The sequence below is a fragment of the Aquimarina litoralis genome, assembly GCF_019295435.1.
Lineage (GTDB): Bacteria > Bacteroidota > Bacteroidia > Flavobacteriales > Flavobacteriaceae > Aquimarina > Aquimarina litoralis_A.
On record NZ_WEKL01000008.1, the window covers coordinates 130,921 to 146,964 of the forward strand.

At 32.5% G+C, this 16,044-nt stretch carries 14 protein-coding genes; 7 read left to right on the plus strand and 7 right to left on the minus strand.

Annotated features, from left to right (window positions below; all coding sequences use genetic code 11):
* The first annotated feature begins 10 nt into the window (after nt 1-10).
* The 3 genes from msrA to GBO31_RS06630 all read left to right on the plus strand — a co-directional run bounded on the left by msrA (nt 11) and on the right by GBO31_RS06630 (nt 4,477).
* Entirely contained in the window at nt 11-553 is a 543-nt protein-coding gene (msrA, locus tag GBO31_RS06620) for a peptide-methionine (S)-S-oxide reductase MsrA (RefSeq protein ID WP_219007546.1), read from the plus strand.
* Between the two features lie 264 nt (nt 554-817).
* Entirely contained in the window at nt 818-4,054 is a 3,237-nt protein-coding gene (locus GBO31_RS06625) for an FG-GAP repeat domain-containing protein (RefSeq protein WP_219007547.1), read from the plus strand.
* 120 nt (nt 4,055-4,174) lie between these two features.
* On the plus strand, nt 4,175-4,477 hold the full coding sequence (locus GBO31_RS06630) for a hypothetical protein (protein WP_219007548.1): 303 nt from the start codon (nt 4,175-4,177) through the stop codon (nt 4,475-4,477).
* On the opposite strand, the gene GBO31_RS06635 is transcribed toward GBO31_RS06630, so the two are convergent.
* From GBO31_RS06635 to GBO31_RS06660, 6 genes are all read right to left on the minus strand, one after another.
* Nucleotides 4,474-4,998 carry a DUF6787 family protein gene (locus GBO31_RS06635; protein WP_219007549.1) on the minus strand — a complete coding sequence of 175 codons (525 nt, stop codon included), beginning with the start codon at nt 4,996-4,998 and terminating at the stop codon, nt 4,474-4,476. The genes GBO31_RS06630 and GBO31_RS06635 overlap by 4 nt on opposite strands.
* Nucleotides 4,999-5,038: 40 nt before the next feature.
* Complete coding sequence (locus tag GBO31_RS06640) at nt 5,039-5,467, minus strand: DUF6146 family protein (protein WP_219007550.1); 429 nt, start codon at nt 5,465-5,467, stop codon at nt 5,039-5,041.
* Nucleotides 5,468-5,607: 140 nt separating this feature from the next.
* The gene (locus GBO31_RS06645) at nt 5,608-6,246 is read right to left on the minus strand and encodes a DUF937 domain-containing protein (RefSeq protein ID WP_219007551.1); all 639 of its coding nucleotides are present in this window, start codon (nt 6,244-6,246) and stop codon (nt 5,608-5,610) included.
* 180 nt (nt 6,247-6,426) lie between these two features.
* Nucleotides 6,427-7,377 carry a D-2-hydroxyacid dehydrogenase gene (locus tag GBO31_RS06650; protein ID WP_219007552.1) on the minus strand — a complete coding sequence of 317 codons (951 nt, stop codon included), beginning with the start codon at nt 7,375-7,377 and terminating at the stop codon, nt 6,427-6,429.
* Between the two features lie 70 nt (nt 7,378-7,447).
* On the minus strand, nt 7,448-8,512 hold the full coding sequence (gene serC, locus GBO31_RS06655; protein WP_219007553.1) for a 3-phosphoserine/phosphohydroxythreonine transaminase: 1,065 nt from the start codon (nt 8,510-8,512) through the stop codon (nt 7,448-7,450).
* Nucleotides 8,513-8,638: 126 nt separating this feature from the next.
* Complete coding sequence (locus tag GBO31_RS06660; protein WP_219007554.1) at nt 8,639-9,700, minus strand: acyl-CoA reductase; 1,062 nt, start codon at nt 9,698-9,700, stop codon at nt 8,639-8,641.
* A gap of 66 nt (nt 9,701-9,766) precedes the next feature.
* On the opposite strand from GBO31_RS06660, the gene GBO31_RS06665 reads away from it, so the two are divergent.
* From GBO31_RS06665 to GBO31_RS06680, 4 genes are all read left to right on the plus strand, one after another.
* Nucleotides 9,767-10,117 (plus strand): 4Fe-4S dicluster domain-containing protein, encoded by a 351-nt coding sequence (locus GBO31_RS06665; RefSeq protein ID WP_219007555.1) that lies wholly within the window; start codon nt 9,767-9,769, stop codon nt 10,115-10,117.
* A 119-nt stretch (nt 10,118-10,236) separates the two neighbouring features.
* Complete coding sequence (locus tag GBO31_RS06670) at nt 10,237-10,848, plus strand: outer membrane beta-barrel protein (RefSeq protein ID WP_219007556.1); 612 nt, start codon at nt 10,237-10,239, stop codon at nt 10,846-10,848.
* A 106-nt stretch (nt 10,849-10,954) separates the two neighbouring features.
* Complete coding sequence (locus GBO31_RS06675) at nt 10,955-11,830, plus strand: alpha/beta hydrolase (RefSeq protein WP_219007557.1); 876 nt, start codon at nt 10,955-10,957, stop codon at nt 11,828-11,830.
* On the plus strand, nt 11,817-12,629 hold the full coding sequence (locus GBO31_RS06680; RefSeq protein ID WP_219007558.1) for an alpha/beta hydrolase: 813 nt from the start codon (nt 11,817-11,819) through the stop codon (nt 12,627-12,629). Before GBO31_RS06675 ends, GBO31_RS06680 begins: the two co-directional genes overlap by 14 nt.
* Nucleotides 12,630-12,715: 86 nt before the next feature.
* On the opposite strand, the gene GBO31_RS06685 is transcribed toward GBO31_RS06680, so the two are convergent.
* A complete protein-coding gene (locus tag GBO31_RS06685) occupies nt 12,716-15,538 on the minus strand; it encodes a TonB-dependent receptor (RefSeq protein WP_219007559.1) in 2,823 nt (940 codons plus the stop codon).
* Nucleotides 15,539-16,044 lie beyond the last annotated feature (506 nt).

Sequence of the window (16,044 nt, forward strand, 5' to 3'; positions counted from 1 at the left end):
TAACAATATTATGGGAAAAATTAACCTAGAAACAGCTGTTTTTGCCGGAGGATGCTTTTGGTGTACAGAAGCTGTTTTTCAAAGATTAAAAGGCGTAAGTAAAGTTATTTCAGGATATACCGGTGGAACTATTAAAAATCCAGCATATCGTGAAATTACTACAGGTAGAACTGGTCATGCAGAGGCAATAAAAATTGAGTTTGATCCTGAGTTTATAAGTTTTACAGAGCTATTAGAAATCTTTTTTGCTACCCATGATCCAACAACGCTAAATAGACAAGGAGCTGATCGAGGCACACAATATAGAAGTGCCATATTTTATCAAAATGATGAACAACAAAGGCTCGCTAAAGAAATGATCGATTTCCTAGATTCAGAAGGTGTTTTTGAGAGTCCAATAGTAACCGAAGTATCTCCATTAGGGGCATTTTATAATGCTGAAGATTACCATCAGAATTATTACAACCTAAATAGCGAGCAAGGATATTGTCAATTTGTAATTAATCCAAAGCTTTCTAAACTACAAAATACTTTTAAAAGTAAATTGAAGTAAAAAAGATTACTTTATTTTTTATTGGTTTTGTAATGAGGTTCATCTTCAAGCGATTTGTCATTTTCTATAGAATCAAGTATAAATGATTTTGTAATTTAACTAATTGTGAAGTAAACTTTTCCTTTACATTAAATCGTTACTCACTTTTTATCTTTTTCAAAGAGGTTAATATATTTAGCACAATAATAATATTAGTATCATATCCGATTCATAAGGTGGTACCTAGTTTATCTAGCTCAATTATATTACTAAATCCTCTTAATAATGATTAAGAAGTCTTCTTTTATGTTCTTGTGCCTTTTTATGGCAATTATTTTTATTACTTCCTGTAAACAACCCAAAAACACAGCTGTTATGGAGCTTATGAGCTCTGATCATACAGGCATTACTTTTGTTAATCAACTTGGTTTTGAAAAAGAATTTAATGGATATAATTATCGTAATTATTATAATGGAGGTGGTGTTGCCATAGGCGATATTAACAATGATGGTCTCGCTGATATTTATTTTACTGCAAATCTTGAAAAAAATAAGCTATACCTTAATCTTGGTAATTTTAAATTTAAAGATATTACACTTACTTCAAACACAGGAGGAAATAGCTCGTGGTCTACGGGAGTAACAATGGTAGATATCAATGGGGATGGTTTGCTTGATATTTATGTTTGCAACTCTGGGAGTGTCTATAAAGAAAGGAAAGAAAATGAGCTTTTTATTAATAATGGAGATCTAACCTTTACTGAAAGTGCAGTGAAGTATAATCTTGCTGATGCTGGATTTGGAACTCATGCTTCTTTTTTTGATTATGATAAAGATGGAGATCTGGATGCCTATTTATTGAATAATTCATACAAACCCTTAGCTGCTTTTGATCAAAGGCAAAATGAAAGAGTTAAAAGAGACTATCTAGGCGGTGATAAATTAATGAGAAATGAAGGAGGTGTTTTTATTGATGTTAGTGAAGAAGCAGGTATCTATAGTAGCGAAATTGGCTTTGGATTAGGAGTTGCTATTGGAGATATCAATGGGGACAATTGGGAAGATATTTTTATATCTAATGATTTTTTTGAGAGAGACTACCTGTATATAAATCAGCAAGATGGAACCTTTAGAGAAGAACTTATAGATTATTTTCAATCAATTAGCCTTAATTCTATGGGTGCTGACATGGCAGATATTAATAATGACGGGATCAATGATTTATTTGTCACAGATATGCTACCTCGTGATGATGCAAGGATTAAAACAAAAACGACTTTCATGGATTGGAATAAATCCGAGTTTAATAGAAAATTTGGATATCATAATCAATTTTCGAGAAATGTTTTTCAATTAAGCTCTCCAGAAGGATACCAGGAAGTAGGACGGTTTTCAGGACTTGAAGCTACAGATTGGAGTTGGGGAGGATTAATTTTTGATCTGGATAATGATGGTTTGAAAGATATTTTTGTTGCCAATGGTATTTATCAAGACCTTACCGATTTGGATTATATAAATTATATATCAAACGAAGAGATTTTGAAAGGATACATTTCGGAAGAAGGATTCGATTATGATAAACTTTCTAAATTTCTCCCTTCTAGTCCAATCACAAATAATTTTTTCAAGAATCTTGATGGCTTAAAGTTTAAAGAATCAGCAAAAGAGTTTGGTCTGGATCTTAATGGATTTTCTAATGGTGCTGCTTATGGAGACCTTGATAATGACGGGGATCTGGATTTGGTGATTAATAATGTAAATGGAGAGTCATCCATATATAGAAATAACACGAAAGGAAATAGTATAAGTATTGTATTACATGGTGAACGTAATAAGTTCGGTATTGGGAGCAAAGTAATTGTTAGATCTAAATCACAAGAATACTATATCGAACAACAACCGGTAAGAGGTTTTCAATCTTGTGTGGATCCAAAATTATTGGTTGGACTAAAATCAAACGCTCCTGTAAGTATAGAAGTACAATGGGCTGAAGGGAAAGTTTCTTATTTGGAAAATGTAGCAGTTAATAAAACAATTGTTATAAAAGAAGAGGAAGCGATAGTTTCGATGGCAAAAAAGAAACATTCAAAAACCCAAACAATATTTAAGAAAGTAAATAGAGATACTATAATGCATATCGAAAATCGATTTGTGGATTTTGATCGAGATCGCTTTTTGTATCATATGCGAAGTACCAAAGGGCCTAAAATATCCTTATCTGATTGGAATTCAGATGGAATTGATGAATTATTTGTTTCAGGAGCTAAAGGAAAAGAAAATAAAATCAATTCCTTAAGATCTCCATGGAAAACCTTAGGATTAGATAGTGATTTTGATGATACTGAAGCCATATTCTTAGATGTGGACGGAGATCAGGATTTAGATTTAATTATCGGAAGTGGAGGAGTAGAAACAGAGAAAAATTCGGAATTGCTAAAAGATAGATTATATATTAATAAAAAAGGATCTTTGGTCAAGAGAACTGAACCATTATTTGGAGGCTTAGCAATTAATACTTCCTGTATAGCTATCTCCGATTTTGATGGAGATAATGATTTGGATGTTTTTGTAGGTGAGGGCTCGAAACCAGATGCTTATGGAATGCCTTCTGATGGATACCTTTTTGAAAATCAAGGAGACGGTATTTTTAAAGATGTAACCGAATCCTGGCTTCCAGAATTAAAAGGAATAGGTATGATTTCAGATGCCACTTTTGCAGATATAGATGGAGATGGTTATGAAGACTTAATTATCGCGGGAGAATATATGGGGATACATTGTTTTTTACACGCGAAGAAAAAATTTATATCTAAAGAAAATGGACTTACTCATCTAAAAGGCTGGTGGAATACATTGCATATCGTAGATGTAGATGCCGATGGAGATCGGGACATTGTCGCTGGTAATCATGGATTAAATAGTACATTTAAGGCCTCTAAAGAACAACCGATTGCACTCTTTGTAAATGATTATGATCAAAATGGTTTTCTGGACCCTATTCTTTCTAGATATAATTCTTCTGGAGAAGCGGTGCCTTATGCTATCCGCAATGATCTCATTGATCAAATAAGATCTATTAAAAAACAATTTCCAGATTTTAAGTCCTATAAAGAAGCTACTATAGGAAAAATGTTTTCAAAAGAACAATTGAATAATTCTGTTGTAGCTACCGTTACAGATTTGGAATCAATGCTTTTTATTAATAATGGAGATGCTACGTTTACAGTACAAACTTTACCCGCAGCAGCACAACTTACTCCGATATTTGCAATTTCCTCTGGTGATTATGATCGGGATGGTGATATTGACTTATTACTTGGAGGAAATCTTTTTGGGGTGAAACCTCAAGCTGGAAGATATGATGCTACAGATGGTATTTTTCTGAAAAACGAAGGGAATTTACAATTTCGTGCAGAAGAAGGAGGGTTCGATGCTCCTGGAGAAATAAGAGATATTATTTCTAGAGATAGTCTTGTTATAGTAGGTAGAAACAATAATTCTGTATTATTTTTTAAATATTAAATACATATAAATAGATTAAGGAAAACTTTCTAGCAGGAATACAGCCGATTTGGCATAGAATTATTTTGGAATACTATTTGCTTTGTTTTTAGTAAATTAGATAACCCAAAATGAAACAACATGACTGAAAACAAAACAAAAAAATTAGGGCTTAGTATTTTATTCGATGCTATAGGAATGCTTTCTTATATTTTTCCTCCATTTACGGAAATAATTGATATCGCTTGGGCTCCTTTAGCAGGCTGGTTGATGACTAAAATGTATAAAGGAAATGTAGGGAAAGCAGCCGGTTTTTTTACGCTAATAGAAGAAGGAGTACCTGGATTAGATTTTATTCCGACGTTTACATTGATGTGGATATATACCTATGTGGTAAAAAAGGAGAAAGTACAAGGTGATGTTGTTGAAGTAGATGCTTCTTAGTCTTTTAAAAATCTCGCAAAACCCATTCTACGAAGCATTTTTTTCTCAAACCACCAGAAAAATTTGAATTGTCCAAATAACCATCCAACAATCAGTAAAATTACTTGATAGATAGGAAATATTAAAAATATTCTTAGAGGCCAATAGATCCAACCATTGGTAGTTTCTTTACTCAGTCCAATAAGTGATAAGATCGGATCAGAAACTTTAGCCGCAGTGGATCCCGTTATAGCAAATGCAATAAAAATTGCAATGAGTTCCCAACGATAGGTAACATTCCACTTTTTTTCTAAAGCATCGAAAATTTTTAGAGTCAATAACAATAAAAGTGCAAATAAAAGTATTGTAAGAATAGAAATTCCTAAAATAAAAAAATCGTGGTTCTCTGTTACGTTAAACAGTCTCGTAATTAATCCTTTTGCTAATAGAAATGAAGAGAGTAGTAGTCCTACTAATCCTAATAATGGAAAAACAAATTGCCAATTGGCATTAATTTCCCAACGATCTTTGAATTTTTGCATAGCACAAAAATACAACTAAAACTTTACTGTGTCAAGATCTTTAGCCTCTAGTAACCAAGAATCTTTGGTTATATCTTTGCTGAAAAAATAGAAAATAATTATACAACAAATAATTTACTTCATACCCATAATCTGTCTGATGCTCATAATTGATTTGTTGGATATATAAATTTGGATCGAAAATTTGCGGTTGCATAACTCTTTGATTATACTCGACTACATATTGACGATTTCTTACCTCTAGAAAGTTTTGATTATAATATCCTCTTGGTCTTTGTGTGACTAACCACGTGTTAAATCCTGGTTCAATTATAATAATTTCATATTCTAATTCATCATTAGCAATTCGTAATGTATCAGAGGTAGTTTCTGCTGAAGCAGTATCAAGCTTTCTCTCTTTCGTTGTTGCACAACTATAAACGAATAAAGCAATAAAACTTATATAAATAATATTTTTTGTTGTTCCCATAGCTTTAAAATACAAAAAGTTACTTAAAAAGATGATAGTTTTAACATTTTGGTAAGTTTAATTTAAGTAATTACGGTAAATAAAAAAAGAGTCCTTATGAAGTAAGAACTCTTTAGTTTTATAAAATTTGTAAAGACGTTTTATTTTCCAAATAAACCACCTAATAATCCTCCGATGCCTCCTTTTTTCTGACCACCACCGAGTACCATACCGGCAACATCATCTAGAATACTTCCATCTCCATCTGCATCAAGGAAAGATTCTATTAAAGATTGTTGTTTAGATCCTTGACCACCGCCTAACATTCCTCCTAGCATACTGGAAAGGCCATTAGCATCTGAAACATTATTTTGTGAAGCTTGTTTACCTAAAACTCCCATAAGAATTGGAGCTGCTACTTTAAGAATTTGGGCAACAGAACCAGCATCGATACCAGATTTTTGACTTAGTGCATTTTCCACGGCTGGTTGTTTACCTCCTAAGATGTGTCCTAAAATCCCCGCTCCATCATTTGTTACACTTTCTTCAACTCCACCTTCAAAAAGTCCTCCAAGGTTGTCTAAAATTCCTCCACCGGAATGTTTTCCTGATAATGCTCCTAATAAACCAGAAGCTCCTTCTGGTGTGGCAGCATTTTTTTGCATGGCTCCCATTAATACTGGCATCGCCATACTTAACAGATTTCCAGTTTTATCAGCAGATTGTCCTGTTTGACTACTAACTCCACTAATTATTTGTTGCCCTACTGGGCTATTTAAAAGATCTAAAATTCCAGACATGATTTATATATTTTTATTATGTGTTCTAAAGTTACATTTTTTATGATTAAGATTATAGTATATCCTAGTCTTTATTTCTGTGAAAAATGGATGAAAAGCTCATTCTGTCGATGAATAACAAAAAACACCTTTATAACGAATATAAAGGTGTTCTGTTAATAAATTTTATCTTTTGAAAGACTACTTCAGGATAGAAATGATTTGATCTGCAAGTTCTTGTCCAATTCGATCTTGTGCTTCTCCTGTTGCAGCACCAATATGAGGTGTTAACGAAATTTTGTTATTCATTAATACTTTGATCGCGGGTTTCGGTTCGTTTTCAAATACATCTAATCCAGCAAAAGTTAGTTTACCTTTTTCTAACGCATCTACTAGAGCAACCTCATCAATTACGCCTCCACGAGCAGCATTTATTAATCCAGCTCCGTCTTTCATTTGCGAAATTTCACTTTTACCTATTACATACTCTTTTTGTGCAGGAACATGTAGGGTTAGGAAATCAGCATTCTTTAAAACTTCTTCTTTAGAAACTGTTTTTATTTTAAAGTTTACTGATTGTCCATCAAAAAACTCCAAAGGAATTTCTACTTCTTCTATAAAAGGATCAAAAGCTACAACATTCATTCCAACTCCGATAGCTATTTTAGCCGTTGCTTGACCAATACGTCCGATACCTATAACACCAAGAGTCTTACCTCTTAATTCAATACCACCAGCGTACGCTTTTTTAAGGTTTTTAAATTTGCTATCACCTTCTAAAGGCATATTTCTGTTAGCATCATGTAAAAAACGAACACTTCCATATAAGTGGGCAAATACTAGTTCTGCTACAGAACCTGATGATGCTGCAGGAGTGTTAATAACGTGTAGCCCTTTTTCTCTAGCATAAGCTACATCAATATTGTCCATACCAACACCACCACGACCGATAATTTTTAATGAACTACAGTTATCGATAATATCGGTTCTTACTTTAGTAGCACTACGAACTAACAATACGTTAATTTCATTATCGTTAATGTAATCCACTAATTGATCTTGTGCTACTGTAGTAGTTTGCACTTCGAATCCAGCTTTTTCTAGGGCATCAATACCACTTTGTGATACTCCATCGTTTGCTAATACTTTCATTTTAAAGGTTTGATTTTTTAAGTTTTTAGTTCTTATTTCAGAATTCAGCTTTTTTAAGAATTGTGCTTTATTATGCTTTTCTCTCTAAATCACTCATTACATCTACTAATGCAGCTACACTTTCCATAGTCATCGCATTATACATACTTGCTCTATATCCACCAACACTTCTGTGTCCATTAACACCATTAATACCAGCTTCTTTCCACATAGCATCAAAAGTTTCTTTTAGGTTACCTTCAACAAGTGAAAACGTTGCATTCATTGTAGATCGATCTTCTTCTGCAGCAAAACCTTTGAATAAAGGATTTAATTCGATTTCTGAGTAAATAAGTTTCGCTTTTTTCTCATTTTCTTCTTCAATAGCAGCAATACCTCCAAGTTTTTTTAGCCATCTAAGTGTTAGCATCGAAGTATATACTGCAAATACAGGAGGTGTATTAAACATACTTCCTTTCCCGATATGTACATTATAATCAAGCATTGATGGTATTTGTCTTTCAACTTTCCCAAGGATATCTTCTTTAATCACGACTAAAGTAGTACCTGCTGGTCCCATATTTTTTTGTGCTCCTGCATAAATTAAACTAAACTTAGAAAAATCTAATTGTCTAGAGAATATATCACTACTCATATCACATATTAAAGGAGCGTCAGTTACAGGAAACTCTTTAATTTGAGTACCAAAAATAGTGTTGTTACTTGTGCAATGCAGATAATCTAATCCTTTAGGGATATCGTATCCTTTTGGGATATAATTGTAATTCGCATCTTTGGAAGAAGCAACTTCTATAACTTCTCCAAAAATTTTAGCTTCTTTTATAGCTTTGTCACTCCAGCTACCTGTGTTGATGTATCCTGCTTTTGATTGTAATAAATTATAGGCAGTCATCAAGAATTGCGTACTAGCTCCACCTTGTAGAAAAAGTACTTTGTAGCCTTTACCTTCTAAGCCAAGTAATTCTAACGCTAAACTTCGGGCTTCTTCCATAACATCTACAAAATCTTTGCTACGGTGTGAAATCTCCAAAATAGATAACCCAGAGTTATTAAAATCTAATACTGCTTGGGATGCTTCTTCGAATACTTCTTGTGGTAAAATACAAGGACCTGCGCTAAAGTTGTGCTTTTTCATCAGTAGTTTTTATAATTTTTAATAGTTACTTTTCTTGTTGTTTTTTGGTTATTTATACCAGTTAGAAAAAACACCACAAAGGTGCTAATAATCTAAAACAATTACATTGTCAAAATGATAAATTATTTAGCTAATTGTTGTTAAAAATTCAATAACATCTATATTATCTGCATAATCTGATAGGGAAGGTGATTGTGTAGTTCCAAAATCAATACTTTCTTGAGAAAATTCATCACTCACGATACACTGAATATCTTCTTTATCCAACTGAAATTTTTGCTGTAATTCTTCCTTCGAAGTGTATGTTTCATAAAATAAAGTAGCAATTGGGGAACTGTAACTTGTATCTTCTTTTAACATCAAGAAGCCATTCTCAAGAAGCTTAAAATTGCTCATTAGATACACAGCTTTATTATAGTCATAATTATTAGCGTATTTAGCACCTTTTATAATATCATTATATGAATACATGGATTTGAAAAACAAATCGAAATCATAGTTTTCCGGTACCATTATTTTCGATACACTTCTACAACCAAGTCCGTAGTACCTAAAGATATCATCGCCAAGTGCGGTTAATTGTTCTTTAGTTTCATTTCCTGTTAATACAGCAACAGAATTTCTGTTCTTACGTATAATATTCGGTTTGTTCCCAAAATAATGTTCAAAATATCTGGCCGTATTATTACTTCCCGTAGCAATAATAGCATCAAAATCATTAATTCTATTTTCTGTAAAAGAAATGTAATTTTTTAATTCTGGTGATATATTCATGAGGTATGAAGCTAGAAAAGGAAGCAACTGATTATCGTTTGATGACTGTTTGACGATTACTTTGTGCCCACTAATCACAACAGATATAAAATCATGAAAACCAACCAGAGGAATATTTCCTGCCATAATAATTCCAACTGTTTTGGAGGTAATGTTGCTTAAGTCATAAGAAGAAAGCCACTGTTCTAAATTAGATTTTGTGAGCAACATACTCCACTGTGATAATGAGAATAGGATATTCTCTTCTGTAAACCAACCGTTATGATTTTTAGCAGATGTTATTTTTTGAATCATTCCATCAAAAAAATCTTCATTATTCTTAATACCACTAACCTTCTCATAACCAGTGTTTTTGAATTGACTTAAGAACTTTCCTAGTTCAGAAAAAGCTGTGATTCGGTCATTTAATACCATTTGTTATTTGTTTATAACTAGTTTACGAGTTATTTTTGTGTTGCAAATTTAGAATAAAAAAGAGCTATGGCAATTATAATAACAGATGAATGTATAAACTGTGGTGCTTGTGAGCCGGAATGCCCTAACACTGCAATTTATGAAGGTGCAGATGATTGGAGATATGCTGATGGTACTGATTTGGAAGGAGATGTGGTACTTCCTGGTGGAAAAGCTGTCAATGCAGACGAAGCTCAGGAACCTGTGAGTGATGAGATTTATTACATCGTTCCAGATAAGTGTACAGAATGTAAAGGGTTTCATGAAGAACCACAATGTGCAGCAGTATGTCCTGTAGATTGTTGTGTACCTGATGAAGATATTGTTGAAACTGAAGAGTTTTTATTGCAAAAGCAGGCTTTTATGCATAAAGAATAAGTAGTTGAAATATAACGACTAATCAAAAACCTGTCTGTTTAGACAGGTTTTTTTATACTCATTTTTTAAATTTTAGTATTTTCGTCAAGAATTTAACCTCAAATCTAAACCTAATTATTATGAAAAAAACAGTATTCTTTATTTTATTGGTAGCCTTCTCAATTAGTTCTTATGGACAATATCGTTGGGAAGTTACAGGTGGTATAACAAGTTCTAGCTTGAACATTGAAAATGCAGACAGTAATAGAGGAGTAGGTTTCCATTTTAATGCAGGATATGGTTATGTAATGGGTGTTCGCGCCAAGACTAGTATCGTTTTCTCTATCGAAGTATTACAAAGAAATAGTGAAGTTGTTGGAAATGTATTTGGATCGCAAGTAACAGCTGATTTAAAAGCTCTACAAGTAGGTTTTAATCCAAAGTTTCGATATTTATTCAATAGAGGAAAAGACCGTTTTAGACCATTTATAAACGTTGGACCAGCTTTTAGATTAAATACTGGTGTCGAATTTGGCGGTGTTGACTTAGAATCGGATCAATTTGAGCAGTTGGTGATTAGTGGTGTATATGGTGTTGGTTTTTCTCAAATGATAGGAGAAATGTTTGATATTATGTTAGAAGTAGGAGCAACCAATGATTTTACAGATAACCTTGTAGACATTGATAGTAAGTTTTTTGATATCTACGGAAGGGTTGGTGTTCGCTTTAGAATATATGATGCTAGAAGATAATAAGAACTAGTAGAAGAATATAGAACCCGCTTTGGCGGGTTTTTTTATGCAATCATTTTAATTTTTTGTAAATTAGTTACTTACAATCATTTTTAAGAATAGTAATATGCCAAATTGGGGATACATAGCAATTATTATTCTTGCATTGTATATTATAGCTAGTATCGCTTTATATTATTTGCAAGAGTATTTTATTTTCAAGCCAGAGAAATTAGATAAAGATTTTGAGTTTCATTACAATAATCAGGTTGTAGAAGAGTACAATTTGGAAACTAGAGATGGAGCTATTATAAATGGCCTCCATTTTAAGGTGGAAAATCCTAAAGGTGTTGTTTTATATCTAAAAGGAAATTCTAAAAGTATAAAAGGTTGGGGTAAATTTGCTGTTGATTTTACGAGACATCAATATGATGTGTGTATGCTGGATTATAGGGGATTTGGAAAAAGTACAGGAAGACGATCTTTTAAGGCGCTAAAAAGAGATTTACAATTTGTATATAATAAACTTAAAGAAAAAGTAGACGAGAAATATATCATCTTATATGGCCGTTCTATGGGATCTGGCTTCGCGACAAAATTAGCTTCTATAAATAATCCTAAAATGTTAATTCTTGATGCTCCTTATTACAGTTTAAGTAAGGTTGCTGCCAAATATATACCCTTTATGCCAGTCTCTCTGATTATGAGATATCCTATCCCTACTTATAAATGGTTAAAGTACGTGAATTGCCCAATTCATATTATTCATGGTACTCATGATAAGTTGATTCCTTTTAAATCTAGTATTAAATTGTCTAAAATTAAACCTAAACTTACTCGTTTATATACTGTGATTGGAGGAGGGCATAAGAACCTTAACAATTTTGAATCCTACCATAAAATGCTAGGGGAAATTATTAATTCTAAAATTAGAAAAATTAACCTTTCAAACACAAGTATTGGTGTTCAACATGCCAAAAAAAGAGTCAATGTCCAAGCTTAAAAAAGTTCTATTTTGGATAGTAGCTTTTTATTTATTACTAATTGTTTTGCTCTATTTTTTACAAAATAAAATCATTTTTCAACCAGAAAGGCTTGCTTTAGATTACACATATCAATTTGATTATAATTTCGAAGAGTTCTTCTTAGACACGAAAGATGGAGCACGATTGAATGCTCTCCATTTTAAAGTTTCAGAACCCAAAGGAGTTATTTTATATTTTCATGGGAATAAAGGAAATCTTTCTCGTTGGGGGCGTATTGCTTCTTTTTTCGTAGAAAAGCAATATGATGTGGTAGTAATGGACTATAGAAGCTATGGTAAAAGTACTGGTGTGATCAAAAAAGAAGAAAATCTATATGAAGATGCACAACTGTTTTATGACTATGTTTTGAATAACTATGATGAAGATAACATTATTATTTATGGTCGATCATTAGGAACAGGAATTGCTACAAATATAGCTTCACAAAATAAACCAGGTAATCTTGTTTTAGAAACACCTTTTAGTTCTATGGGAGATGTTACTTCTTATTGGTTACCTATATTTCCAGTAAGCAGTGTTTTAAAGTTTAAGTTTCCTTCTGATAAGTTTATTCAAAAAGTAAGCTGTAAAATTACTATTTATCACGGCACTAAAGATAGGGTAGTACCATACTCTTCTGGAAAAAAATTATTTGAAAGTCTGATTTCTTCTCATAAAAAATTAATAACCATAACAGGAGGTTCTCATAATAATCTTATCAAATTTGATGGTTATCAGAATACAATTGATGATGTGCTAGAAATAAGCTCACAATAAAAAACCTTAGAGAAATTATTCCCTAAGGTTTTAGATATATAGTTATTCAAAGTTTATATCTAAAAAGATATATTCTGAAATATAATTTAGAATTTATAATTCACTGATAAATTGAATAATGTTCCTAACTGGCTGAAATGGTATCCATCATAAGACATTTGTGAATATCTTCCATTAAAGGTAATTAAGTTAAAAGCTGTTTTCTCAGCATCTGGATCATTTAATACAGCATCTCCAGTAGGAGTAAGTGATTTAAACTCCCATTCTGGTAGTACATCTAAAATATTATTGATGTTTAAAGCCACTGTAATGTTTTCTGTAGCATTGTAATTAATACCAAGATCTGTAACTACTTTTGTTTTAAATTCTACACCTAGATCAGAACCTCCATCACTATCAGCAGGATCGCCGCCTACTAAAGATTCTAGATCTTGTAAACCTTGATTTCTAAATTTTGTTGGCCCAAATAAGGTATTGTTTAGTGAGAAATTAAATTTACCAATATCATAATTCGCTCCAAGAATAGCTTTAAATTCTGGACGAGAAGTAAAGAATAGCGCTTCTTGAGTGTCGTTTACCACAGATTGACCAGCATCAGCTACAAGAGTAGGATTGTTTACAGCCCCATCTCTTTCATTTTGGATCACATAGTTTCCTGATAAGCTAAAGTTTAGTTTTCCAGGGCCAACACCAATATTTCTGTAGTTAGCAACAACATCAATTCCAGAAGTTCTAGTATCGATTGCATTTACAAAGAAACTTACATCGGATAGATTGTTGTTTTGTAATACTTCATCAAGTGGTGTATTACCAGCTGCTGTTGCTCCTATTTCTGTACTAAGAACAATTCTATCATCTACCTGAATATTGTAGTAATCTACAGTAACATTAATGTCCTTATTAATCTTTGCTCCAAAACCTATAGTAAAGTTGGTCGATTCTTCAGCATCCAATTGTGGTATTGCTAATAATCTAGCTTGTGGTGAAACATTATTAATTAATCCACCTACTTGAATTCCTTGACCAGGAATAAAGCTAAATTGCGCTCTCTGCGTATATATTTGGTGTAGCGTTGGAGCTCTGAATCCTGTAGATAAAGAAGCCCGTACCGTAAACCTATCTTCTAAGAATTTATATCGGCTACTAAGTTTCCAAACAAATGCTTCTCCAAAATCACTATAATCTTCTATACGAATAGTACCATTTACTAAAAAGTCTTCTGTAATATCTGCAGAGATATCAAAATAACCACCAAAATTATATCTATTGAACTTTCCAGAATTTTCTGGTCTATTTCCTGCAAATGAATCTGCACCACCACCATCATAAGAAGCAAGATCACCTTCAATAATTTCAAAAGTTTCGGTTCTAAACTCTGCTCCAATTCCAATACTGATTTGATCCGTAACTAATTTTGCAATATCTATATTCCCAACACTATGGGTAAATTTAGTACCTCCTGGATCAAAAGAAATAGGGCTATTCTCACGATATAATTCAGATCCTTCCGTAAGTTCTCCTGGATCTACAATTCCGTTATCATTAGCATCTACCCAAGTTGATGGAGATAGTACAGAATTACGATTATGAGAATTATTTACGGTGTAATCTTGAGTATTTCCACCTGTAGTATAGCTAATATCATAGTTCCAACCATTCTTTTTAGTCTTAAAACCTATGGTTGCATTATAATCATTTAGATCTCCTTCAAAAGTAGGAAGATACCCTATATATTCACCATTAGGACCATTTGGAAAGAAATCTGCTAGATAAGGAAATTCAGCTTCTGTTCTCCAGTAAGGAGTTCTGTAATTCGCAAAACTATTTACCTTTTTATAAACATAAGCTGCATTCATATAAATGTTTGTATTTTCATTGATATCATACCCTCCATTAACCAAAAATTTAGAAGCAGAGGTTTCCGGAGACCCATTAATATTTCCAGCATCAGGAAATAAATCTAAGAAAGCTTGTACATCAGCAATATCTGCTCCAAAATCAGTAGCTTCCCCTAATGCATCAACTGTCCCAGGACGATTTGCTAGATTTACTTTTGAAAAATCAACAGTATAGTTAAAGAAACCTCTATTATCGCCAATACTAGCACCATTATTTAAACTAATACCTATAGTTTCTCCGTCTCCTTCAGAAGTTATACCTGTTCTTAAGGTTACTGATCCGTCATTTGGATTGTCTTTAAGAATAATATTCATTACTCCGGCGATTGCATCCGATCCGTATTGAGCAGAAGCTCCATCTCTTAATATTTCAACACGCTTTATCGCATCTGTTGGAATGGCAGAAATATCAGAACCTGTTTCCCCACGTCCAGGAGAAGTTTGTGTATATAGAAGAGAACTAAGATTTTTACGTTTTCCATTAATAAGTATTAAGGTTCTACTAGGTCCCATATTTCTTATCTCATAAGGATCTAATAAAGAAGTAGCATCATTTACCGGAGTTTGTACGGTGTTAAACGAAGGAATTTTATATTGTAGTGCTTTATCAAAAGTAACTTGACCTGTAGATGCTAACTCTTTAGATGCGAGAACATCAATAGGTAGAGAAGAGGTGGTATTACTTCTGGGTAAGGCTCTAGAACCTACTAATAATACTTCATCCAATTCAGAACCACTGGAGAGTGATACGTTAATTGTGGATTGATAATCTACAGATACTTCTTTGGATTCAAATCCTACAAAACTAAAAACTAAAGTTCCTTCAGGATTGACCTCAATACTATAAGTACCATTAAAATCTGTAATCACCCCATTACTGGTTCCTTTTTCAACAATATTAACTCCCGGAAGTGGAGAGCCGTTATTGTCTGTTACAGTACCAGTTACTTGTTGTTGAGAAAAAGAAATGCTGGCATACAGCATCCCTAAGATGAGTGTGAGCTTTTTCATGTAAATAATTTAAATTGGTTTAAGCGCTAAATATATTCAATTAAATTATACGAATAGCCTTATTATACAGTTTTATTCAAACATTGTTATGGGGAAAAAGTAATATTTATGACTTGTATAAATCAATAAACTCACTGAAATATCAAATTGATAAAATAGAGCTGTGTAATTTATTGAGCTGTTAAAAAATTATAATTTTTTTTACGAAATCGTTTGAGTTGGCATAATTATTCAGTAATATTGTGATATTCAAATTGGTTAACCAATTTATTTTTTGGTTAACCAGTATTTTAACACAAATTCTATAAACAATTCAAAACAATCAATTATGAAAACTTTTTGTGAAAAAAAAGAGGTGTTTTATTTACATCATTTATTTAGACATTTACTGGTTTTTGTATTGGTATTCGTCGCGGTTTCTTGTGAAAATGAAGAATTCTCACAAGAAATTTCTGAATCTGAGATGAAACCAACCGAAAGTTCTTTAGTTAAAGCAGATTTGAATC